Genomic DNA, 22,500 nt, shown 5'->3' with positions numbered 1-22,500 from the left:
TAACCTGCATTTAAATTTTAAAACGGGAATTTATTTACTTTTGTAACATCAATGAATTTACTATGAGCAAGAATTATTTTATCCTGTTTTTTTCTATTTTCACTCTTTCTTTCTTACCATCTAACTCTTTCGGTCAGAAAAAGTCCAAAGAGCAAGTTGATGTTTCGTTAAAAACCAATCCAAAACTGGTTGTTGGTATAATTGTGGATCAAATGAGGTATGATTATATTACTCGCTTTTGGGACCAGTATGGTAATAACGGATTTAAGCGTTTAGTGAATGAAGGGTTCAATTGTAAAAACAATCACTATAATTATGCCCCTACTAGCACAGGGCCTGGGCATGCTTCGGTATATACAGGTACAACGCCAGCTGTTCACGGTATAATTGGTAATAACTGGTATGATAAAGTAGCCGAGGGTGATGTGTATTGTGCGGGGGATGATTCTTACAATTCGGTTGGAACAACCTCAGACGCAGGAAAAATGTCTCCACACAGAATGAACGTTACTACAATTACGGATCAACTTAGATTGCATACTCAAATGCGAGGAAAAACCATAGCTATCGCATTAAAAGATAGAGGAGCTGTCCTTCCAGGCGGCCATACGGCTAACGGAGCCTATTGGTTTAATAATGGAGCATGGATAACGAGTTCTTTTTATATGGATAAATTACCTAGTTGGGTAGAAAAATTCAATGCGGACAAATCTTTTGATACTTACAAGAAGCCGTGGAAAAGCTTGAAGAATGTAAAAGATTATGTAGAAAGCGGAATTGATTATAATGCATATGAAGGATTGTTTAAAGGGGAGAAATCTTCTGTCTTCCCACATGACCTCCCGAAGTTATGGGATGCAAATGGTAAGTATGAGATGTTAAAAGCAACTCCTTTCGGAAATAGTATGACCGCGGATTTTGCCTTGGCCGCATTGGAAGCCGAAGAACTAGGAACTGATGATATTACGGATTTTTTAGCGGTTAGTTTTTCTAGCACGGATTATGTGGGGCATAAATTTGGAGTTAATTCTAAAGAAATAGAAGACACCTATTTGAGATTGGACCAAGATTTAGAACGATTCTTTAAGGAACTGGATCATAAAGTAGGTAAAGATGAATATACGGTATTTTTAACAGCAGATCACGCGGCAATAGATGTGCCGGCATATCTTAGGGATTTAAAGATACCAGCGGACTATATTGTTTGGGATGATATTAAAACCAAATTCTTACAGTTCTTACAATTCAATTATGGAACTACGGATATTGTCAAGGATTTTTCGAATGACCAATATTTTTTGAATCACAATGTAATCAAGAATCTGGATTTAAGTATTCAAGAAGTTCAGGAAGATATTGCAAAGGAACTTTTGACTTATAAAGGAATAGATAGAACATACACGGCCTACCAAATGTGGCAGAATGATTATACCCATGGTATTCCTTATATTCTTCAAAATGGCTATAATCAAAAACGCTCTGGTGATGTATTGGTAGTATTATCTCCAGGAACTATTTCATATCCTAAAACAGGATCTACTCATGGTTCTCCCCAGATATATGATACTCATGTACCGTTGCTTTTTTATGGAGCCGGAATTAAACATGGTAGTACTGTGGGAAGAACGGAAATAGATGACATAGCTCCTACAGTGGCTTCGTTGTTAGGTATTTCATTTCCGAACGGTACAAGTGGAAGCCCTATAGTAGAAGTTCTACAATAATTATAAAATATATGAGTAATCAGCCAATTGGTGTTTTTGATTCTGGTGTAGGAGGGACTTCCATTTGGAAGGAAATTCAGAAATTACTTCCCAATGAGAATAGCATTTATTTGGCAGATAGTAAGAATGCGCCCTATGGAGAGAAATCGCAGGAAGAGATACTCCAGCTTAGTATTAAAAACACGGAGTTATTGATAGAAAAGGGATGCAAGGTGGTGGTGGTTGCCTGCAATACGGCTACGACCAATGCCATTTTATACCTAAGATCCCATTACGATTTACCTTTTATTGGCATAGAACCTGCAATAAAGCCGGCCGCATTGCAATCGGAATCCAAGACCATTGGTGTATTAGCTACAAAAGGAACGCTTTCCAGTAGTCTTTTTAATTCTACATCCGAAAATCATGCCAATGGAATTAAAATTATTGAACAGGAGGGTACAGGTTTAGTTGCTTTAATAGAAAATGGAAAAGTGGGTGCGGAGGAAACCAAGCAACTTTTAAATAGCTATGTAAAACCTATGCTTAAGGAGGGTATGGATCATTTGGTACTGGGCTGCACACATTACCCTTATCTAATACCTGCCTTAAAAGGTATTTTGCCCGCGCATGTAAAAATCATAGATTCGGGAGAGGCAGTAGCCAGACAAGTTAAAGCTGTTTTAGATAAGAATATCATTCTCAATACTTCTAATAAGCGGGCAAACCATCAGTTTTTTACGAATATTGATCCAGAGGTATTACGAAATTTTGTTTTTGGATCAACTGATAACATTTCAGTAGAAAAATTAGATTTTTAGATAAGTAAGATACGTAAAAGCGTATTTGTGTTTTTCATCTTTTGGATGGTATTGCTCAGTAGCAAGTTCCCAAACCTTTTCATCTATTTCAGGAAAAAATGTATCGGCATCTTCAAAGTCACCATGTACGCGGGTTAGCTCAATTTTATTAGCATACTCCATTCCCAATTTATAGATTTCACCACCTCCTATGATAAAGGATAAGGGTTCATCTTTAACCAACTCCAAAGCTTCAGGTAGAGAATGCACTACAACGCAACAATCATGGTCTACCGTATAGTTTTCATCCCTAGTTATAATTGCATGTTTGCGGTTGGGCAGTGGCTTAGGGAAACTCTCGTACGTTTTTCTTCCCATTAGTATCGTGTGGCCTGAAGTAAGGTTTTTGAACCTTTTGAAATCGTCCGGTAGGTGCCAGAGGAGGTCATTGTCTTTTCCTAAAGCGTCATTCTCGGCCGCTGCCGCTATCATTGCTACAGTTTTCATGGTTCTTTTTTTTTGTTGATTTGAGCAACCGGAAAATCGGTCTCTATCTCTTTCTGAATTTCGGCAATGCGTTTCTTTTGTTTGGCAACTAGTTTTTCGCGTTGGTCGCGCTCCCAATCCTTCCCCATAAATTTTTGGGTTACAAAAACGTTGAAAGCGTGAATGATAAAAAGAAAGGCCCATAAGGTAATACACCAAATAAACCAATCATAGGTATCACCATATTTTAAAATCTTATTGATTAGAATCATAAAGACACTACCAATAAGAAAGATGACAAAATGAACGTATAAACGCTTCTTTTGCTTGATGCGTGTTTGGGCGTTCTCGAGCATTTCGTGTTGCTCAAGATTTACTTCAGAGCGGTTTTTATTTTTAGAGAACATACGAATCGTTACCTTTAGATAACAAAGATAAGGCAATTGCCGACACAGAAAATACAAGATGAAAAATACCAGAAAACACTTTCCTGTTTTAAGTCAGTATATATACGCGAACACAGCTTCGGCAGGATTGCTCAATGATGATTTAATGGAATGGAGACAGGAGCACGACCTAGATTATTTAATTGGTGGGAGTATTTTTCGAAATAGGGTGATGGAAAAAATAATTGCAGAAACCAGGCAGTCAGTTGCTGATTTTTTTGGAGCTAAAAAAGAGAATACGGCTCTAGTACAAAATTTTTCCTTAGGCCTAAACATGCTGGTAGATGGCTTGGACAAAAAGCATAAGGTATTATTGGTAAAAGGAGATTACCCTTCTGTTAATTGGCCTTTTGAATATAGGGGGTTTGATATTTCCTATGTGGATTTAGATGAGAATATAGAAGCCAATATTGAAAACATTATACGTAAAAATAATATATCTGTTTTAGCCCTTAGTCTTGTGCAATGGACTAACGGTTTAAAAATTAATATGAAATTTCTTACAAAAATACGAAATGAATTTCCTAACTTGAAAATTATTGCAGACGGAACTCAGTTCTGTGGCACGTCTGATTTTGATTTTGAAAGTTCGCCTATAGACGTTATGGGGGCAAGTGCGTACAAGTGGTTGCTGTCCGGTTACGGAAATGGATTCATTTTATTTAAAGATGATATAGAAGATATGTTCTCTGTAAATACAATAGGATATAACGCCTCCGGGCATAATCTTAACGGTAGGGATAGTATTTCATTTGCTAATCATTTTGAGCCTGGCCATCTAGATACGTTAACTTTTGGAAGTTTAAATTTTTCTTTGAAGTATTTAAATACTTTGGGGAGAAACGCGATTGAAAATCAGCTGAAGCTTCTTTCTCAAAAAGCAAAAGAAGAATTTGGTCAATTAGGTTTATTGTCTAAGGTGATAAGGGATAGGGAAGATCATAGTACCATATTTAATATAAAGGGAGATAATGCACTATTTCAAAAATTAACGGATAATGGAGTGATATGTTCGCAACGTGGTGACGGTATTAGGTTTAGTTTCCACTTTTATAACAGTATAGAAGACATAAATACGGTGGTAAAAATCTTAAGAACAGGGGTATAGGGCTTTTGAATTGAAATTATACATACCTTTTTTTTGTACTGATATATCATTTGTTATGTGAATATTGCGAAAATGATAAAAATGCGTTAATCATTGTATATGAGTAGTTTAATATAGTAGTTTTGGTCTCTAATTAAGAAACAAAAAAATCAATTTAAAATAATAAACAATGGCAATTTCAAAACAGTATCTTAAAACTAAACCCGTTTGTAAAGTAACGTTTACCGTTCCTGCAGAGGAAGCTAAAAAAGTAGCTGTAGTTGGTGATTTCAATAACTGGAAAGCTAATAAAGCTAGTTCTTTGAAAAAATTGAAAAACGGAAACTTTAAAGGTTCTATGGAACTTCCAAAAGAAACTTCATTTGAGTTCAAATATATTATTGATGGCAACTATGTTAACGATTCAGAAGCTGATCGTTACCAATGGAATGATTTTGCAGGTGGCGAAAATGCCGTTCTGGATCTATAATCGTTTTGTTAGATAAAATAGAAAGCCGGAACATACCATTATGTTCCGGCTTTTATTATTCTTAGCGTCTCCCCAACATTATATTACATCGTAATGTTCATGGTTTTCGTTTTCATGCTTCTACGGTAACACCTTTCCAAAAAGCAACACGACCTTTAATGCCTTTAGCAAGAGGGCTCACTTCTGGATAGAACCATGCCGCATCTTGATTTTCCTTGCCATCAACAGCTAAAGTGTAGTAGTGTGCCTGCCCTTTCCATGGGCAAGTGCTATGGGTCTCACTAGGTTTAAAATATTCCTTTTTTATGCTTTCTGCAGGAAAATAATGATTGTTTTCCACTACAACGGTTTCATCACTTTCCGCTATTACGGTATCATTCCAAATTGCTTTCATATCAATAAAATAGTACCATTCAAAAAATGGTGGATTCATAATTATATTTTTCCGGCGTACCTTATCCTTTCCTTAGTACGAAATTCTTGTACTGCTTTTCTACATCAGAAAACTCTGTTTCAATTTTAAGATTTGCTTTTTCTGCTAGCCAGGTCACTACTTTATCATCGTACTTTTGGGAAATTTCCGTATGTATGGTTTCCCATTGGTCAAAATCAATTAGTAGGTTTAACTTGTTAATACTTACAGATTGCGCTTCTTTAGCAACCAAGTAACTTTTGGCGGTTCCACTTTCTGGATCGTATACTTCCCAATGTAGAAATTTATCCAAATTAAAATTACCACCTAATTCCTTATTGATTCTGGCTAACACATTTTTGTTAAATGCTGCTGTAATACCAGTCTGGTCATTATAGGCATCTAAGATGGTTTGCGGGTTTTTCTTCATGTCGAAACCTATAAAAAATAGGTCGTCTTTTTGCATTAGTTCCTGAACGCTTTTTAAAAAATCAATAGCCTGTTCGTGCAAAAGGTTGCCTATATTGGATCCTAAAAATAGTATAATTTTCTTTGAACCGTTTTCAGAATTAAGTTTTTCCAAAGCCTCAAAATAAGTGCCTTGTTGAGGTTCTACGGTCATTTGAGGAAGTTCCCTTTTTAATGAAGCCTCTAAGCCGTTAAGTACGTTCTGACTTATGTCTATAGGTTGATATTTAAAATCAAAATTATTTTCTAAAAGGTGTTTCAAAAGAATTTTTGTCTTTTTCCCATCTCCTGCCCCTAATTCTATAAGTCGGAATTTTGGATTTCCCGAAGCAAAGAGTTGGGCTATTTTAGCAGTGTGGTTCAAGAGAATATCATACTCTTTTTGAGTTAGATAATACTCTGGCATATGCATTATATCCTGAAAAAGCTTATCTCCCTTTTCATCATAAAAGTATTTTGATGATAAATGTTTTGGAAAATCTGTTAGTCCAGAATGAACGTCTTCTTCAAATTGGGTTTTAAAAAGTAATTCGGTTGGTTTTTGCATAATGTTTAAGTCGGGAAATTTTGGGAAACTATACTTTTGACCGTAAATTTATTTTACCAATCGTAATCCGTTATATTGCCATCTTAGATCAGTCTGAAAAAAATTACGGTACGTAAATCTTGTGTGTTTTATAGGTGTTGCAACAGAACCGCCGCGCAATACTTTTTGATTGACCATGAATTTGCCATTATATTCACCTAAAGCACCTTCTGCTTTTGTGTAGTTTGGGTAAGGTAGATAAGCGCTTTCTGTCCATTCCCAGCGTTTGCCCCAAGTGAAAAAAGCTTGCGAAGCTTCCCATTCAAATTCAGTAGCAAGACGGCAGCCTTTAAATTGTGCGAAGGCAAAGGCTTCAAAATATGAAATATGTGTAACCGGTGCTCCAGGGGTAATTGTTTGAAGACCTTTTAGCGTGTAATTGTGCCAAACACCATCAATTTTATGCCAGTACAATGGAGCGGAAATCTGGTTTTGATTTACCCAGTCCCATCCTTCTGCATGCCATAAATCAAATTTTTTATAACCTCCAGCTTCAATAAATTCAATATACTCTTGATTGGTAACCAAGTTGTTCGATATCTTGAACGGATGTAAATATACCTTGTGTCTTCCCAGTTCATTATCATAACAAAAATCTTCGGAATTATGGCCAATTTCATAAATGCCTTCTTCCATGGAAATCCATTCTTTGGAGGTACTTTCTAGCGGATGTTCTTTAAAAGTATCCGAATAGGAGGGTAGTAAGGGGTTGTTGCCCAAAATAAATTTAATGTCTGTCAATAATAGTTCTTGGTGTTGTTTCTCATGATGAATACCTATTTCCAGAAGGTCATATAATTCTTGACTTTGAGTGGTAACGAAAAGACGTTCTACAGCCTTCGTTACGTGTGATCGGTAGGCATACACACTTTCTACCGACGGTCTCGAAAGGTTGCCACGATCGGACCTCACTACTCTTTTTCCAACCGTCTCATAATAACTATTGAACACAAAAGAGAAATCTTCATCAAAAATCTTATAATCCTTAAGATGAGGTTTTAGAATAAATTCCTCAAAAAACCAAGTAGTATGTCCTAAATGCCATTTAGGGGGAGAAACGTCTACTATGGGTTGCACTACATAATCTTCTATTTCTAAAGGTTCGCAGAGGTTTTCAGTGTGTTTGCGGGTCTCTAAAAAAAAGTCAATGAGGGAATCTGTCAATGTCATAACAATTCTTATATCTTATAAATATAAGGATTATAGAAAGTACCTCGTTGACTCAATCATGTTTTTGATGAGCCCTAAACCGCTACGGCTCCTTTTATATGAGGATGTGGATTGTAATCCTCTAAGGTAAAATCCTCAAAATTAAAGTCGAAAATATCTTTTATTTCAGGATTGATAACCATTTTTGGTAAAGGTCTAATTTCACGACTTAATTGCAATTCTACCTGATCCATATGGTTGTTATAAATATGGGCATCACCAAAAGTGTGAATGAATTCGCCAGCCTCATAACCACAGACCTGTGCCATCATCATGGTAAACAAGGCGTAAGATGCAATGTTGAAAGGCACCCCTAAAAAGATATCTGCACTTCGTTGGTACAATTGACACGAAAGTTTACCATCTGCCACATAAAATTGAAAAAATGCATGGCATGGGGGGAGTGCAGCTTTACCGTTTGCTACATTTTCAGAAAATGATTTAGACGTATCCGGAAGAACACTAGGGTTCCATGCGGAAACCAACATACGCCTGCTATTGGGATTATTCTTCAATGATTCTATTACATCTTTGATTTGGTCTATTTCATCATTGTTCCAATTGCGCCATTGATGCCCGTAGACAGGACCTAAGTCGCCATTCTCATCTGCCCACTCATTCCAAATACGTACACCGTTTTCTTGAAGATATTTGATGTTTGTATCACCTTTCAAGAACCACAACAATTCATAGACGATAGACTTGAGGTGTAACTTTTTAGTGGTTACCATAGGAAAGCCTTCGCTTAGGTCAAAACGCATTTGATGGCCAAAAACGCTAAGAGTTCCTGTTCCTGTGCGGTCTCCTTTCTGGTTACCGGTTTCTAGTACGTGCTTAAGTAAATCGTGGTATTGCTTCATAGTGGTTCAAAGATAAAAGGTAAAGGGTGAAAGCTAGAAATTTACTGAAAGTAGTTATTAGCGATTTATTAACTGAATGTTTTTGGTGAATGACGCTGAGTTATCCTAAAATCATACCGGCAATAGTAGCTGATAATAGAGAAGCGATAGAACCACCAAGAACAGCTCTAAGTCCAAATTCAGAAAGGGTTTTACGCTGCCCGGGAGCCAATGAACCTATACCGCCGATCTGTATGCCTATAGATGCAAAGTTGGCGAAACCGCAAAGCATATAAGTGGCCATAATAACGGATTTATTATAGGTGAAAGTTGCACCGGTAGCCATATCCTTTAGCTCCGCTAATTGTATGTAGCCTACAAATTCGCTTGCCACAAGTTTGATACCCAGTAACTGTCCCATAAGCATAATATCTTCATTGGCAACGCCAATTAACCACATGAGCGGTGCGAATACCGTGCCTAAAATGGCTTCCAAAGAAAACTTATCATAAGAGGTATTGCTGGCCACCCATTGGTTGAGTGATGACATATCGCCGATCCAATCTAGAATTCCGTTTAGCATAGCAATCATAGCTACGAAAACCAAAAGCATGGCCCCAACATTTACTGCCAAACGTAAACCTTCCGTAGTACCATTGGCGATAGCATCTAGAATGTTGGCTCCTATTTTTTCTGAAGACACGGCAACCTCCGTGTTTACAGGTTCGGTCTGTGGATAAAGGATTTTAGAGATAACAATAGCTCCTGGTGCCGCCATTACGGAAGCTGCCAAAAGGTGCTTGGCAAATACAAGCTGTAATATTTTGTCTTCGCCGCCTAAGAAGCCAATATAGGCTGCTAAAACAGCACCTGCTACCGTTGCCATTCCACCGATCATTACTAGAAGAATCTCAGACTTGGTCATCTTCTCCAAGTAAGCTTTAATCAATAAAGGTGCTTCGGTCTGGCCTAGAAATATGTTTCCGGCAACAGATAGACTTTCGGCTCCGGAAATACCTAAGGTTTTAGAAAGTGCCCATGCTAGAGCTCTTACCACTTTTTGAATAATGCCTAAGTAGAATAGTAACGAGGTCAAAGCTGAAAAAAAGATGATAGTTGGCAAAACTTGAAAAGCAAAAATATAACCGAATGTATTAGTGTCCACCACCAATCCCTCAAACAAAAATTTACTTCCCGCCCTGGTAAAACCTAGAATACTTATAAAAACCTCACCAATGGATTCAAATACTTTCTGGATAAACGGCACTTTAAGTACCCCAATAGCAATAAATAACTGTAATGTAAGACCAATACCAACGGTTTTCCAATTAATTGCCTTTCGGTTAGAACTAAACAAAACTGAAATAAGCAGGAGCACTACCATACCTAATATGCCCCTGCCCAAACTGTTTAAGCTAAAGCCTGCATTAGGCTGAATATGATCTGTGTTTTGAGAAATTATATCATTAATAGCAGCCGTTTCTGCGGCAGGAACCGCTATGTTTTCTTGTGCTATGGATGGGAAAAATATAAATAGGGCAAGTAGTACAATCCAAAGGTTAATTTTCATAAGGTACTTGCTTGTTTATCAGTTTCTTTTGGAAATCTCATCACGTAACTTGGCCGCTTTTTCATAATCTTCGTTCACAACGGCTTTATCAAGTTCCTTGTGGAGCTCATCAATAGATAGTTCGGTATAACCATCGGTTGCACCAGACTCGATTTCTACAGTTTCACCTTCCTGTAAAATCTCATCAACCACAATACTATCGTCTGTTTCTTCTTTTTCCTTGTCTTTAGAAGAGAATTTTAAGAAGATGCCCGCTTTGTCCAAAATAGTCTTATAAGTAAAAATCGGAGCATTAAAACGAAGTGCTAATGCAATAGCGTCACTGGTTCTGGCATCTATGATTTCCTCAATTTTATCGCGTTCGCAGATGATACTGGAGTAAAAAACACCGTCCACCAACTTGTGGATTATAACTTGTTTAATTACTATATCAAAACGATCTGAAAAGTTTTTGAACAAATCGTGAGTCAATGGCCTTGGTGGCTTTATTTCTTTCTCAAGGGCAATAGCAATACTCTGCGCTTCAAAAGCACCAATGACAATGGGTAGTTTACGATCGCCTTCCACTTCGTTCAAAATAAGGGCGTAAGCCCCATTTTGTGTTTGGCTATAGGAAATACCTTTTATTTTTAACCTTACTAAGCTCATAGAATCATTAAAATACAAAAGACTGTTTAAATACGGGCGTACCTTGTATTTAAACAGCCCTTTAACGAGCGCAAATTAACAAAAATTAAGCGTTTTGAGCTTTAAATTGCTTTAATTTTTCGATGAGTTGAGGTACTACTTCAAAGGCATCGCCTACAATACCATAGTCTGCAGCTTTGAAAAACGGAGCTTCAGGATCAGAGTTAATGACAACTTTGGTTTTAGAAGCGCTAACTCCAGCCAAATGTTGAATGGCTCCAGAGATGCCAATTGCAATATAAAGATTGGATGCAACGGGCTTGCCAGTTTGGCCAACATGCTCGCCATGTGGTCTCCATCCCATGTCGGAAACCGGTTTGGAACATGCCGTAGCGGCACCAAGTATTTCTGCAAGTTCTTCGATCATTCCCCAGTTTTCAGGTCCTTTAAGACCTCTTCCACCAGAAACAACGATATCTGCATCTGCAATGGTAACCTGGCCGGCAACTTTGTCTATTTCAATAGATTTCACGGCAAAATCAGCATCACTTAAATCGGCATTATAAGACTCAACTGTTGCAGTTGTCTGGTTTTCCATAATACCAAAAGCATTATTGGAAACCCCTACAATCTTAATATCCGTTGTAATTTCTGTATGGGCAAATCCTTTGTTGCTAAAAGCAGTGCGCTTTACGCTAAATGGTGATGTGCTTTCTGGAGCAGCAACAACATTGGGTACGTAACCTGCTTTTAATTTAGCAGCTAGAATAGGTGCCAAGAATTTACTGTTCGTGCTAGAGCTTACTACAATTACCTGGGTATTTTCGCTTTTAGCAGCTTGTGCAATGCTATTCGCATAGGCCAAAGCATTAAATGTAGCAAGCTTATCATCAGTTACATTCAATACTTTTGAAACACCATAAGTTCCTAGTTGGTCATTATTTTCGGTGTTAAAAGAAATTGCCGTAACCGAAGAACCTAATTGGTCCGCTACTGCCTTGGCATATGATGCCACTTCATAGGCACTTTTTTTTAATTTTCCGTTTTCGGATTCTGTATATACTAATACTGACATTTTTGTGTATTGTTTTATTTTGTTGAGATAACATTTGCTGTTTTAGCGTGTTTCAGATGATCTAATAAATTGATTAGGTCAATGCCGATTTAAAACTATGCAGCAATTAAATTACTTTGGCTTCATTGTGAAGTAAGTCTACCAGCTCATCTGCGGAATTGACCAATTTAACAGCTCCTTTTGCCATGGGCTTATCAAATTTAGCATCCTTTGTTGCAACGGTAGCTTCAATTGGCTCTACTACGGTAAGGGTCTTTTTACGCGCCATCATAATACCACGCATGTTGGGTATTTTTAAATCGCTTTCCTGTACAAGACCTTTTTGACCTCCAATAACTAGTGGCAATGAAGTTTGTACGGTTTCTTTTCCGCCATCAATTTCCCTAATAGCGGTAGCTGTAGTACCTTCTACTTCAAGGCTGATACAAGTATTTACGAAATTCATGCCTAAAAGAGTGGCCAGGATTCCAGGTACCATTCCTCCGTTATAGTCAATACTTTCCCTTCCGGCTATAACAAGGTCGTAACCTCCGTCCTTGATAATATTCGCCAACTGCTCTGCAACGAAAAAACCATCGGTAGGAGCGGCGTTCACTCTAATGGCTTCGTCGGCGCCAATGGCAAGTGCTTTACGCATAGTGGGTTCTACACTAGCCTCGCCAACTGTAGCTATATGTACAGTGGTACCTTGTTTTTCCTTAAACCACATGGCACGTGTTAAACCAAACTCGTCATTAGGGTTAATTACGAACTGCACACCGTTGGTGTCAAATTTAGTATCGCCATCCGTAAAGTTGATTTTGGATGTTGTGTCAGGAACGTTACTTATGCAAACTAATATTTTCATGTCTATAAAGCTATATTTAATCCAGACGAAGATATGTAAACTTTTTCAAAAATACTATGCATGCATAGTATTTTTTATAACTTTTTTTGATTCCTAGAGGTCTTTATTTGACATATAATTTCCTATTTTTGCTTGCGTTTTTAACGCACATAATAAAAAGATACTCCATATAATATGAAGACATTACAATTTAGGGAAGCCATTGTCGAGGCGATGTCGGAAGAAATGCGCAAAGATGAATCTGTTTATCTGATGGGTGAAGAGGTTGCTGAATACAACGGCGCTTACAAAGCTTCCAAAGGAATGCTAGATGAGTTTGGTGCCAAACGAGTTATAGATACTCCTATCGCTGAGCTAGGTTTTGCTGGTATCGGTGTCGGTTCAACAATGACCGGATGCCGTCCTATCATAGAATTCATGACTTTCAACTTTGCTTTGGTGGGTATCGATCAGATCATCAACAACGCGGCTAAGATTCGTCAGATGTCCGGGGGGCAGTTTCCATGTCCTATTGTTTTTAGAGGACCCACAGGTTCGGCTGGTCAATTGGCAGCTACGCATTCGCAAGCTTTTGAAAGCTGGTATGCTAACTGTCCAGGGTTAAAGGTTATCGTACCTTCCAACCCCGCAGATGCAAAAGGATTGTTGAAATCGGCAATTCGTGATAATGACCCGGTTATTTTTATGGAGTCTGAGCAGATGTACGGAGATAAAGGTGAAGTGCCGGAAGGAGAATATACTATACCAATAGGTGTTGCAGATATAAGAAGAGAAGGTAGTGATGTTACTATTGTTTCTTTTGGTAAAATTATAAAAGAGGCAGATAAAGCTGCCGATGAACTTCAGAAAGAAGGAATTAGCTGTGAGATCATTGATTTACGTACCGTAAAGCCATTGGATTATGAAGCTATCTTAAAATCAGTAAAGAAAACAAACCGTTTGGTTATACTGGAAGAGGCCTGGCCTTTTGGAAATGTGGCTACAGAGATAACATTTCATATACAGTCTCACGCTTTTGATTACCTAGATGCACCTATCCAGAAGATAAATACGGCAGATACGCCTGCACCGTATTCTCCTGTATTGTTAGCGGAATGGTTGCCAAATCATAAAGATGTGGTTGATGCGGTTAAGAAAGTGATGTACAAATAGGTATATCAAAATTGTAAAGGTATTTTTGCTTTACCGACTTAGTGTCGGTAAAGCATTTTTTTATTAGTTCCGTTTGGTGTTTTTAGGCTTGGATTAGGATTCTTAGCAGGGAAATAGAAGCGGACTTTAATTTTTATGTTTAAAAACGGACTTGGAAATACAATATAATCTGTTCTGGTACATTATTTGTTTGTACAGGATAGAGAAAATTTCTTGAATGAAAAACCTCCTATTATTAGTTTTGCTACTTTTTACTTTGGTTGCCAGCGCGCAAACTAAAGTGGGTGGTGTTGTGGTAGATGAAGATAACCAGCCGGTAGCTTTTGCCAATATTCTTTTTAAAGGGTCTTATGAAGGCACTATTACAGATGATAATGGTGTTTTTTATATGGAATCGGATGAGAATCACCCTATTCTTTTGGTTTCTTTTATTGGATACGAAAGTGTTGAAATTCCACTTACGTCAAAAGTGACCTATAAGATGAATGTGGTCATGAAAGAGTCTTCCCAACAGCTTGATGAAGTAGTTCTTGTAGGAGGAAAGCAACCTAAAAAAAACAACCCTGCCATAGATATTTTAAGAAAAATATGGGCAAAAAAAAGGGAGAACGGTCTACGTAAATTCAACCAATATGCTTTTGAAAAGTATGAAAAGGTAGAGTTTGATCTCAATACTATTGATAGTGCCCTTATGAAGAAGAAGATTTTTAAAGGGCTTGAATTTGTCTTTAATGATCTAGATACTTCCCGTATTACCGGAAAAACCTATTTACCTATTTTCTTGAACGAAACTTTTTCTAAGGTTTATGGGGACAATAGGCTAGACGAGGAAAAAGAGGATATCCTAGGTAATAAAAACTCGGGTTTTGATAACAACCAGTCTATTATCGCATTTGTAGCGGACCTCTATCAGGAGTATGATATCTATGATAATTATCTCAAATTCTTTGATAAAAGTTTCACCAGTCCCTTGTCTAGGACTGGAGTAGATGTTTACAACTATGCTTTGCGGGATAGTGCATTTATAGAAGATAAATGGTGTTACAATATTGTTTATTATCCAAGACGAAAGAACGAACTAACGTTTAAAGGGGATTTTTGGGTGAATGATTCTACCTATGCGGTAAAGAACATTAATCTTGAGGTTACTAAAAGCGCCAATATTAACTGGGTCAAAGAGATTTATATTGAACAGGATTTTGAGGTGGTCAATGATTCCGTATTTCTTTTGAAGCGCGATTATATGATGAGTGATTTCAGTTTTCAAAAAAAGGAAGAATCACGTGGTATGTACGGTAAACGTACTACTGTATTTGATAACTATACTTTTAATGAGAAAAAGCCAAAAGAGTTTTATAAACAAGAGAGCAACCCCTATGATGATTCGGTCTTAAATAGGGATAGTACGTTTTGGGAGAATAGTAGATTAGAAAGTTTAAATAAGGATGAAAAGGGTATTTATCAGTTATTGGATACACTAAAGACAGTTCCTAAATTTAAATCTTACTACAATCTAGTGAGTATTTTGGGTAGTGGTTATGTAGAGATCGATAAGTGGAATATGGATGTTGGTTCTGTATATGATGTCTTTGGTTATAATCAAGCAGAAGGTCCACGGGTACGTATAGGCGCACGTTCATACTTTGGGGAGAATGACCTTTGGCGTGTTGAAGGATACACGGCTTATGGTTTTGAGGACAAGAAGTTTAAGCATGGTCTATCCGGTAAAATGTTACTGGATAAAAAGAGTAGGCTTATTGTTTCTGGGGGTAATCGAAGGGATATTGAGCAACTAGGGGTAAGTCTTACGGCTACAAATGATGTTCTTGGTCGGAGTATTGCTTCGTCTTCTTTGGTAACTGTAGGAGCTAACAATAGACTAACGAATATCAACTTAAGTAAATTCAATATAGAAATAGAGCCCATAACCAATGTAAGATTTGGTGTTGGCGGTACATTTAGGAAATTAAGCTCTGCTTTGCCAGATGATTTTAGTCTAGATTATATAGATCCAGATGCTCCAACAGGTATTTCGTCGGAGATAAATCAATTCGATTTTAACGCTATTATGATTTACACGCCGGGTAAAAGAACTATTGGGTATGGTGTGGAAAGAAAGGGCATGAATGATGACTATAGCACCCTATTATTAAGTTATACTAAAGGTGTGGATGTTGTTTTTGATAGTGATTTCAGCTATAGTAAATTACAATTTTCATATAGCCAGCCTTGGCAAATAGGAGGTTTTGGTAGACTGTTCTCAACTCTGGAAATGGGTAAGACCTTTAATACCGTGCCGTTAGGATTGTTGAATGTTGTTCCTGGTAATCAGACCTTCTTTTCCAACTACGGAACATTTCCTAACCTGGACTTCTATGAATTCGTAACGGATACCTATATAGCATTACATCTACAGCACAATTTTAACGGACGTCTTTTCTCTCGTATTCCGTTGTTGCGCAAACTTAATTTGCGTGAAATTATCGGTTTAAGGGGAGTGTGGGGAGACCTTTCCGATGAAAATATAGCCTTGAGCATGCCAGCTACTATAAATACACCTTTACAGGCCCCGTCTGACAAAATATATTATGAATATTCCGTTGGAATTGGTAACATTTTTAAAATTCTTAGGGTGGATTTTAACTTTAGAGGAAATTATTTGGATGCTCCAGAGGCGCGCCCTTTTAGCATTACTGGAACATTTGGTTTTGACTTTTAGATAATAGGTTTTGTAAATCTGTTAGGGTTTAGTTTATTCATTGATAAGTGTTTATAGGTTCGCTTCGAAAATAATAAAGATTCTTAGTCAGTTTCTTTAATATTTATAATCACATAATTTTGTTATAATGCGCGATGTTTTTTCCATATTTGGAGGTTGGCGTGTTTGCATTTTTGTACCTTCGTGATTGTAAAATAAACCTAAAAAATGGGAAAAAAAGCAGATATAACTTTTGATGTTTTAATAGAGATTCCAAAAGGAAGTAGAAATAAATACGAATACGACTTTACATTACATAAAATACGTTTTGACCGTATGCTTTTTTCATCTATGATGTATCCTGGTGATTACGGTTTCATTCCTGAAACGTTAGCTTTGGATAAGGATCCATTAGATGTTTTGGTAATGGGAGCGGAACCAACATATCCTATGGTGGTTATGGAAGTAAGACCAATTGGAGTCTTTCATATGACCGATGAAAAAGGGCCGGATGAAAAGATTATCTGTGTGCCTGTTTCTGATCCAATATGGAGCAATAACCATGATATTAGTGATTTGAATCCTCATCGTTTAAAGGAAATAGAACATTTCTTTAAAGTATATAAGGATTTGGAAAAGAAGAAAGTTGATACAGGTGGATGGGGTGATGCCCAAGAGGCAGTTAAAATCTACCATGAATGTGTAGAGCGTTATGATAATAGCGAATTTAAAAAGAAACGCACTTTTACGATATAAATAATTATTACTCTTCAAAAAGCCTTTTTTAGCAATAAAAAAGGCTTTTTTTTATAACATCAATTTCATTACTTTAGTTGGCATTAGAAATCTTAAACAACAACTCGAATGGAATTAGTAGTAAAATTTTTGCCAGTATTCGGAATACTGGCCTTAGTATTCGTTTTTGTCAAAGACGTATGGGTAACCAAACAAGAAGTTGGTGACGAAAAAATGGCTAGGATAGCAAAGAATATTGCCGATGGTGCAATGTCTTTCTTGAAAGCGGAATACAAAATCCTTTCAATTTTTGTGATAGCGGTAGCTGTTCTCCTATTTTTTAAAGGTAGCAATGAGGAAGGTTCTCATGGAATGGTAGCCCTTTCTTTTATAGTAGGAGCCATCTGTTCTGCTTTAGCAGGGTTCATAGGTATGAAAGTTGCTACCAAAGCAAATGTTAGAACCACACAAGCTGCTAAAACCTCCTTGGGCAAAGCTCTAGAGGTTGCCTTTGCCGGTGGTGCGGTTATGGGACTTGGAGTTGTTGGGCTTGGTGTTTTGGGGCTAAGTGTATTATTTATGTTGTATCAATCTATGTGGCCTGGTGCTGAGAACCTTAGTTTGGTCTTGAATGTGCTTTCCGGCTTTTCTTTAGGGGCATCATCAATTGCTCTTTTCGCAAGAGTTGGTGGTGGTATTTATACAAAAGCAGCCGATGTTGGTGCGGATTTAGTGGGTAAGGTGGAAGCTGGTATACCAGAAGATCACCCATTAAACCCTGCTACTATAGCAGATAATGTGGGTGATAATGTGGGTGATGTTGCAGGTATGGGGGCTGATTTATTTGAGTCATATGTGGGTTCTATAATAGGGACAATGGTTTTAGGGGCATTTATTATAACTCCGGATTTTGCAGGGCTAGGTGCTGTTTATCTTCCACTAGTGTTAGCTGCTGTTGGTATTGTAATGTCCATCATAGGTACATTTTTTGTAAAAGTTAAAGATGGTGGTAATCCACAAACAGCATTAAATATTGGCGAATTCGGTTCGGCCGGGTTAATGGTCGTAGCCTCATATTTTATAATTACGGCCTTCATACCAGAATCTATAGAGGGTCTGCCCATGGGTGCAATGGGTATATTTTACGCCACATTAGCTGGTCTTGTAGCTGGTTTGGGTGTAGGCAAGATTACGGAATATTATACGGGTACAGGAACAAAACCGGTAAACTCTATTGTCTCTCAATCGGAAACGGGTGCCGCAACCAATATTATAGCTGGTCTGGGTGTAGGTATGATGTCTACAATGGTTCCAATACTATTGATTGCCGCAGCCATTATAGTATCGCATCATTTTGCTGGTTTGTATGGCATTGCCATAGCAGCAGTGGGCATGTTGGCAAATACAGGTATACAGCTAGCAGTTGATGCCTACGGGCCAATTTCTGATAATGCCGGTGGTATAGCGGAGATGGCGGAATTACCTTCTGAGGTTAGGGAACGTACGGATAAATTAGATGCAGTAGGGAATACAACGGCCGCTATTGGCAAAGGTTTTGCAATTGCTTCTGCGGCATTGACGGCCTTGGCTCTGTTTTCTGCTTTTATGAAAGTGGCGAACGTAACCTCAATCGATGTTTCTCAACCAAAAATTATGGCCGGTCTTTTAGTAGGGGGAATGCTTCCTTTTGTATTCTCGGCCTTATCAATGAATGCGGTTGGTCGTGCGGCAATGGCAATGATTGAAGAAGTAAGACGGCAATTTAGAGATATTCCGCAGTTAAAAGCTGCTTTGCAAGTTATGAGAGAGGTAGATTCGGATATGTCTAAAGCTACCGCGGACCAACGAGCAATTTTTGATGCTGCTGATGGGTATGCGGAATATGATAAATGTGTGGATATTTCTACAAAAGCTTCTATTAGAGAGATGGTTCTGCCAGGTCTGTTAGCAATTGTTGTTCCGGTTGCAGTTGGTTTTATAGGTGGTGCCGAGATGTTGGGCGGACTTTTGGCCGGCGTAACAACGTGTGGTGTGTTAATGGCAATTTTTCAATCTAACGCTGGTGGTGCTTGGGATAATGCCAAAAAAATGATTGAGTCGGATGGTCGTAAAGGAACGGACGCACATAAAGCCGCTGTCGTTGGAGATACGGTAGGTGATCCTTTTAAAGATACTTCAGGGCCTTCTTTAAATATTCTTTTAAAGTTAATGTCTGTTGTAGCTTTGGTTATTGCACCAAGTATTGCAATGGAAGCTACTGGCATGGCCGGTGTAGAGAATAATAAAGAGATTAGGGTTGAAATGAATGACCTTGATTCCCAAAAGGCTGAAGCAACAATTGCATATACTACGGTTGTGAACGGGGAAAAATTATCTCAAGAGAAAGTATTTAGAGGAACGAAATCAGAAGTAAACAATCAACTTATGGCTTTTGAAAAAAATGTAGCAGCCAATAATGGTAAAGAGACGGAAATCACCATTGAAAAGGTGGATGTTAAAAAGTAGCTAATTCAATTTCATATAAAAAAAAGGGGCCGTGAAAATGGCCCCTTTTTTTGTGCGGTTTACTGAAGTTTAAAATTTATGGGAAGACTAAAAGGAACTCGTACAGGTGTCCCTCTTTGTTTACCAGGTTGCATTTTTGGTAATTTATCTATTATTCTTTTAGCTTCTTTTTCAAGGCTCTTATCTGGGCCTCGTAATTGTACATTACCAATACTACCGTCTTTTTGTATCACGAACATGATATTTACGCGTCCTTGGATACCCATTTCTTGAGCAGATTCAGGGTACCTAAAGTTCTTGGCAACGTGTTTGTTCATCATTTTTTGAAAACAAAGGCGTTTTTCCTTTTCCTTTTCACATCCAGGAAAAACGGGTACATCTTCAATTACAATAAAGGATATTTCTTCAGGTTCGTCAGTTTCTACTACCTCTATGTCCGATACCTCTAAGATCTTTTCCTCCTGATCGGTTTCTGAGGATTCAATCACATCTTCAATTTTCTCGTCCTCATTATCAATGACTTCAATTATAGGTGGTGCCTGAATCTGTTTTGGAGGAGGAGGTGTTTTAAATTCTACCAAAATTGGAAGTTCTTCTGTAAGTTCATCCTCTAAATTCATAGAAACATCATAGTCATAATGGTGGTCATAAGTTTTCCATTCAAATGCTACCAAAGTAAGCATAAGAACAAATAATAGCCCAAAAAGAAAATAAATAGGACGGTTAGGGTTTAAATCTTTTTGTGGATTTTTCTTGGGTTTCATAGAATATGGATTTTGCGCCTTTCCAATAGAACGGCATGGTTAAACATATATAAACCTAAAAGGTATCCGTTTCAATAAAAACAAGGAATGAGTGAAGCTTGCTGTTGAATGCGTAAACTGTACTTTTGAGCACCTATAGATTTTTATCAGACTAATTCCTAGTCCTATATTTAAGTATATTTGGCACTATGGGTTTATTCGGTAAAAAAGATAGGTTGCAGATTATTGCTTTTCAGGGGTATGGAACTGATTCGCATTTCTATGCTAGAGGACGAGCTTTGGAGGATGAGGAAATAGACCTGTCTAAAAAAGGCTTTTTTACGTTAATATGGAATAGCTACAAACGTTTTGAAACGGATGAAGTAAGGAATACCAGTATAAAATTAAATCTTTCTGATGATCGTGTTCTTATAGGAAAGACAGATAACAGAGGCTATTATGTTTTTAATGAATCTTTAGAGAATTTAGAGACACTAACCAACCAAGAAGGGTGGTTAAATTATGAAATCTCTTATGATGACAGTTCATTGGGTAGAGAAATACTTCGTCAAAATCGTTTTCCTGGAGAAGTGTTAATTCCTTCCGTTAAAGCTGAGTTTGGGGTTATCAGTGATATTGATGATACTATTTTGCATACGGGTGTCGTCTCTTCTTTAAAATGGCGAGTGGTAGTAAATACTATTTTTAAAAGGGCAGGTAAGCGCACTCCTCTTAGAGGTGCTGCAGAATTTTATAATTTGTTGCACAGAGGAAAATCGGGAGAGTCTGCCAATCCAATTTTTTATGTTAGCCATAGTCCTTGGAACTTGTACCGCTATCTTGAGTTTTTTTTGGAAGAAAATAACTTTCCCAAAGGTCCAATTTTGTTGCGGAACTTCCCGCGCTTTATGAAGCGTAAAAAGGAGGTAGAAAAACCTCAGAAGCAAAAAGAGATATTAAACCTTTTAAAGACCTATCCAAATCTTAAATTCATCTTGATAGGGGATAGCGGAGAGCACGATGCAGATATCTATAAAGAAATTGCGGAGTTGTATCCTAATCAAATTAGTGCCATCTATTTAAGAAGCGTTAATCACAAAAGGAAAATGGAGCGTGTCAGCGGTCTGTTTCAATCCTATAAGACCACACTGGTTTTATTGGTTGACAGCAGTGAGCAGGCAATTGCACACGCTAAAGAAAATAATTTTATAAAGTAATTTTAGTTAGAATAAACCGTTGATTTCCGCATCAATCTTATTGATAATCGTACCTAAATCTTCTGGTTGGTCTACAAAATCTAAATTGTCCACATCAACAATCAATAGATTTCCTTTACTATAGCCATGAATCCATGCTTCATACCGTTCGTTAAGTCTACTTAGATAGTCAATAGAAATAGTGTTTTCGTATTCGCGGCCTCTTTTATGAATTTGCTTCACAAGGTTTGGAATAGAACTGCGTAAATATATAAGTAGATCCGGCGGTTGTACCAAGCTTTCCATCAACTCAAAAAGACTTTTGTAATTTTCAAAATCCCTGTTGGTCATCAAGCCCATGGCATGAAGGTTGGGTGCAAAAATATAAGCATCTTCATAAATGGTTCGGTCCTGTATAATTTCCTTTCCACTTTCCCTAATCTGTAGAATTTGACGGTATCTATGATTCAAAAAGTAAATCTGAAGGTTAAAGCTCCAACGTTCCATTTGATTATAAAAATCATCTAGGTAAGGGTTGTCTACAACATCCTCAAAATTGGCTTCCCAGTTATAATGTTTTGCTAATAATCTAGTTAAGGTTGTTTTTCCCGCACCGATGTTTCCGGCAACTGCTATGTGCATAGAGTTTTCTTAATTAATGGTTGTGTTGATGTTGATAGTTGTATTGGAAGGTACAAGATACGAGATAACAATAGGAAGTAAAAACAAATTTTATCCACAATCGTAAAAATACCCTTAAAGACGTTAATTTTTCTTTTGAAAGTTGGATTAAACCAAATACGGTTTTAAGAGTCTTAATTTCGAT

General features: G+C 37.5%; 21 protein-coding genes. 9 read left to right on the top strand and 12 right to left on the bottom strand.

Annotated elements, in window-relative coordinates:
• Window positions 1-62 precede the first annotated feature (62 nt).
• Both pafA and murI read left to right on the top strand, forming a co-directional pair.
• Window positions 63-1,724 (top strand): alkaline phosphatase PafA, encoded by a 1,662-nt coding sequence (gene pafA / locus KO521_RS20185; RefSeq protein WP_215941721.1) that lies wholly within the window; start codon window positions 63-65, stop codon window positions 1,722-1,724.
• Window positions 1,725-1,735: 11 nt separating this feature from the next.
• Window positions 1,736-2,524 carry a glutamate racemase gene (gene murI / locus KO521_RS20180; RefSeq protein WP_215941720.1) on the top strand — a complete coding sequence of 263 codons (789 nt, stop codon included), beginning with the start codon at window positions 1,736-1,738 and terminating at the stop codon, window positions 2,522-2,524.
• Here murI and KO521_RS20175 read toward each other — a convergent pair.
• Both KO521_RS20175 and KO521_RS20170 read right to left on the bottom strand, forming a co-directional pair.
• Complete coding sequence (locus KO521_RS20175; RefSeq protein ID WP_215941719.1) at window positions 2,513-3,010, bottom strand: dihydrofolate reductase; 498 nt, start codon at window positions 3,008-3,010, stop codon at window positions 2,513-2,515. The two genes, murI and KO521_RS20175, sit on opposite strands and share 12 nt — an antisense overlap.
• The gene (locus tag KO521_RS20170) at window positions 3,007-3,396 is read right to left on the bottom strand and encodes a 2TM domain-containing protein (protein ID WP_215941718.1); all 390 of its coding nucleotides are present in this window, start codon (window positions 3,394-3,396) and stop codon (window positions 3,007-3,009) included. Before KO521_RS20170 ends, KO521_RS20175 begins: the two co-directional genes overlap by 4 nt.
• Window positions 3,397-3,454: 58 nt before the next feature.
• Between KO521_RS20170 and KO521_RS20165 the strand changes: the two genes are divergently transcribed.
• Both KO521_RS20165 and KO521_RS20160 read left to right on the top strand, forming a co-directional pair.
• Entirely contained in the window at window positions 3,455-4,543 is a 1,089-nt protein-coding gene (locus KO521_RS20165) for an aminotransferase class V-fold PLP-dependent enzyme (protein WP_215941717.1), read from the top strand.
• 169 nt (window positions 4,544-4,712) lie between these two features.
• Window positions 4,713-5,012 (top strand): isoamylase early set domain-containing protein, encoded by a 300-nt coding sequence (locus KO521_RS20160; protein ID WP_215941716.1) that lies wholly within the window; start codon window positions 4,713-4,715, stop codon window positions 5,010-5,012.
• A 112-nt stretch (window positions 5,013-5,124) separates the two neighbouring features.
• On the opposite strand, the gene KO521_RS20155 is transcribed toward KO521_RS20160, so the two are convergent.
• The 8 genes from KO521_RS20155 to KO521_RS20120 form a co-directional block, all read right to left on the bottom strand.
• Window positions 5,125-5,406, bottom strand: a complete 282-nt coding sequence (locus KO521_RS20155; protein ID WP_215941763.1) for a DUF427 domain-containing protein — start codon at window positions 5,404-5,406, stop codon at window positions 5,125-5,127.
• 61 nt (window positions 5,407-5,467) lie between these two features.
• A complete protein-coding gene (gene egtD / locus KO521_RS20150; protein ID WP_215941715.1) occupies window positions 5,468-6,439 on the bottom strand; it encodes an L-histidine N(alpha)-methyltransferase in 972 nt (323 codons plus the stop codon).
• A gap of 48 nt (window positions 6,440-6,487) precedes the next feature.
• The gene (egtB, locus tag KO521_RS20145) at window positions 6,488-7,648 is read right to left on the bottom strand and encodes an ergothioneine biosynthesis protein EgtB (protein ID WP_215941714.1); all 1,161 of its coding nucleotides are present in this window, start codon (window positions 7,646-7,648) and stop codon (window positions 6,488-6,490) included.
• Between the two features lie 74 nt (window positions 7,649-7,722).
• Window positions 7,723-8,547 (bottom strand): thymidylate synthase, encoded by an 825-nt coding sequence (locus KO521_RS20140; RefSeq protein WP_215941713.1) that lies wholly within the window; start codon window positions 8,545-8,547, stop codon window positions 7,723-7,725.
• 100 nt (window positions 8,548-8,647) lie between these two features.
• Window positions 8,648-10,096 (bottom strand): NupC/NupG family nucleoside CNT transporter, encoded by a 1,449-nt coding sequence (locus KO521_RS20135; RefSeq protein ID WP_215941712.1) that lies wholly within the window; start codon window positions 10,094-10,096, stop codon window positions 8,648-8,650.
• Between the two features lie 18 nt (window positions 10,097-10,114).
• Window positions 10,115-10,744, bottom strand: a complete 630-nt coding sequence (locus KO521_RS20130) for a bifunctional nuclease family protein (RefSeq protein ID WP_215941711.1) — start codon at window positions 10,742-10,744, stop codon at window positions 10,115-10,117.
• A gap of 85 nt (window positions 10,745-10,829) precedes the next feature.
• Window positions 10,830-11,798, bottom strand: a complete 969-nt coding sequence (locus tag KO521_RS20125) for an electron transfer flavoprotein subunit alpha/FixB family protein (RefSeq protein WP_215941710.1) — start codon at window positions 11,796-11,798, stop codon at window positions 10,830-10,832.
• Between the two features lie 106 nt (window positions 11,799-11,904).
• Complete coding sequence (locus tag KO521_RS20120; protein WP_215941709.1) at window positions 11,905-12,645, bottom strand: electron transfer flavoprotein subunit beta/FixA family protein; 741 nt, start codon at window positions 12,643-12,645, stop codon at window positions 11,905-11,907.
• Between the two features lie 174 nt (window positions 12,646-12,819).
• Between KO521_RS20120 and KO521_RS20115 the strand changes: the two genes are divergently transcribed.
• The 4 genes from KO521_RS20115 (at window position 12,820) to KO521_RS20100 (ending at window position 19,735) form a co-directional block, all read left to right on the top strand.
• The gene (locus KO521_RS20115; protein ID WP_215941708.1) at window positions 12,820-13,797 is read left to right on the top strand and encodes a pyruvate dehydrogenase complex E1 component subunit beta; all 978 of its coding nucleotides are present in this window, start codon (window positions 12,820-12,822) and stop codon (window positions 13,795-13,797) included.
• A gap of 217 nt (window positions 13,798-14,014) precedes the next feature.
• Window positions 14,015-16,516, top strand: a complete 2,502-nt coding sequence (locus tag KO521_RS20110; protein ID WP_215941707.1) for a DUF5686 family protein — start codon at window positions 14,015-14,017, stop codon at window positions 16,514-16,516.
• Window positions 16,517-16,723: 207 nt separating this feature from the next.
• Window positions 16,724-17,251, top strand: a complete 528-nt coding sequence (locus KO521_RS20105) for an inorganic diphosphatase (RefSeq protein ID WP_215941706.1) — start codon at window positions 16,724-16,726, stop codon at window positions 17,249-17,251.
• 108 nt (window positions 17,252-17,359) lie between these two features.
• A complete protein-coding gene (locus tag KO521_RS20100) occupies window positions 17,360-19,735 on the top strand; it encodes a sodium-translocating pyrophosphatase (RefSeq protein WP_215941705.1) in 2,376 nt (791 codons plus the stop codon).
• A 59-nt stretch (window positions 19,736-19,794) separates the two neighbouring features.
• On the opposite strand, the gene KO521_RS20095 is transcribed toward KO521_RS20100, so the two are convergent.
• Complete coding sequence (locus KO521_RS20095) at window positions 19,795-20,499, bottom strand: energy transducer TonB (protein WP_215941704.1); 705 nt, start codon at window positions 20,497-20,499, stop codon at window positions 19,795-19,797.
• Window positions 20,500-20,687: 188 nt separating this feature from the next.
• On the opposite strand from KO521_RS20095, the gene KO521_RS20090 reads away from it, so the two are divergent.
• Entirely contained in the window at window positions 20,688-21,695 is a 1,008-nt protein-coding gene (locus KO521_RS20090; protein ID WP_215941703.1) for an App1 family protein, read from the top strand.
• A 6-nt stretch (window positions 21,696-21,701) separates the two neighbouring features.
• Here the strand turns inward: KO521_RS20090 and KO521_RS20085 are convergent, their stop codons facing one another.
• Complete coding sequence (locus KO521_RS20085) at window positions 21,702-22,316, bottom strand: deoxynucleoside kinase (protein ID WP_215941702.1); 615 nt, start codon at window positions 22,314-22,316, stop codon at window positions 21,702-21,704.
• Window positions 22,317-22,500: the final 184 nt, after the last annotated feature.

It is taken from the genome of Zobellia uliginosa (assembly GCF_018860745.1).
Taxonomy (GTDB): Bacteria; Bacteroidota; Bacteroidia; order Flavobacteriales; family Flavobacteriaceae; genus Zobellia; species Zobellia uliginosa_B.
Note: the sequence above shows the minus strand (reverse complement) of the source record. Positions and strands in the feature narration are given on the sequence as shown.

Bases quoted from the DNA above. Each gene is read 5' to 3' on its own strand.
- pafA (WP_215941721.1), top strand. From the start codon at position 63: ATGAGCAAGAATTATTTTATCCTGTTTTTTTCTATTTTCACTCTTTCT.
- murI (WP_215941720.1), top strand. From the start codon at position 1,736: ATGAGTAATCAGCCAATTGGTGTTTTTGATTCTGGTGTAGGAGGGACT.
- KO521_RS20175 (WP_215941719.1), bottom strand. From the start codon at position 3,010: ATGAAAACTGTAGCAATGATAGCGGCAGCGGCCGAGAATGACGCTTTA.
- KO521_RS20170 (WP_215941718.1), bottom strand. From the start codon at position 3,396: ATGTTCTCTAAAAATAAAAACCGCTCTGAAGTAAATCTTGAGCAACAC.
- KO521_RS20165 (WP_215941717.1), top strand. From the start codon at position 3,455: ATGAAAAATACCAGAAAACACTTTCCTGTTTTAAGTCAGTATATATAC.
- KO521_RS20160 (WP_215941716.1), top strand. From the start codon at position 4,713: ATGGCAATTTCAAAACAGTATCTTAAAACTAAACCCGTTTGTAAAGTA.
- KO521_RS20155 (WP_215941763.1), bottom strand. From the start codon at position 5,406: ATGAAAGCAATTTGGAATGATACCGTAATAGCGGAAAGTGATGAAACC.
- egtD (WP_215941715.1), bottom strand. From the start codon at position 6,439: ATGCAAAAACCAACCGAATTACTTTTTAAAACCCAATTTGAAGAAGAC.
- egtB (WP_215941714.1), bottom strand. From the start codon at position 7,648: ATGACATTGACAGATTCCCTCATTGACTTTTTTTTAGAGACCCGCAAA.
- KO521_RS20140 (WP_215941713.1), bottom strand. From the start codon at position 8,547: ATGAAGCAATACCACGATTTACTTAAGCACGTACTAGAAACCGGTAAC.
- KO521_RS20135 (WP_215941712.1), bottom strand. From the start codon at position 10,096: ATGAAAATTAACCTTTGGATTGTACTACTTGCCCTATTTATATTTTTC.
- KO521_RS20130 (WP_215941711.1), bottom strand. From the start codon at position 10,744: ATGAGCTTAGTAAGGTTAAAAATAAAAGGTATTTCCTATAGCCAAACA.
- KO521_RS20125 (WP_215941710.1), bottom strand. From the start codon at position 11,798: ATGTCAGTATTAGTATATACAGAATCCGAAAACGGAAAATTAAAAAAA.
- KO521_RS20120 (WP_215941709.1), bottom strand. From the start codon at position 12,645: ATGAAAATATTAGTTTGCATAAGTAACGTTCCTGACACAACATCCAAA.
- KO521_RS20115 (WP_215941708.1), top strand. From the start codon at position 12,820: ATGAAGACATTACAATTTAGGGAAGCCATTGTCGAGGCGATGTCGGAA.
- KO521_RS20110 (WP_215941707.1), top strand. From the start codon at position 14,015: ATGAAAAACCTCCTATTATTAGTTTTGCTACTTTTTACTTTGGTTGCC.
- KO521_RS20105 (WP_215941706.1), top strand. From the start codon at position 16,724: ATGGGAAAAAAAGCAGATATAACTTTTGATGTTTTAATAGAGATTCCA.
- KO521_RS20100 (WP_215941705.1), top strand. From the start codon at position 17,360: ATGGAATTAGTAGTAAAATTTTTGCCAGTATTCGGAATACTGGCCTTA.
- KO521_RS20095 (WP_215941704.1), bottom strand. From the start codon at position 20,499: ATGAAACCCAAGAAAAATCCACAAAAAGATTTAAACCCTAACCGTCCT.
- KO521_RS20090 (WP_215941703.1), top strand. From the start codon at position 20,688: ATGGGTTTATTCGGTAAAAAAGATAGGTTGCAGATTATTGCTTTTCAG.
- KO521_RS20085 (WP_215941702.1), bottom strand. From the start codon at position 22,316: ATGCACATAGCAGTTGCCGGAAACATCGGTGCGGGAAAAACAACCTTA.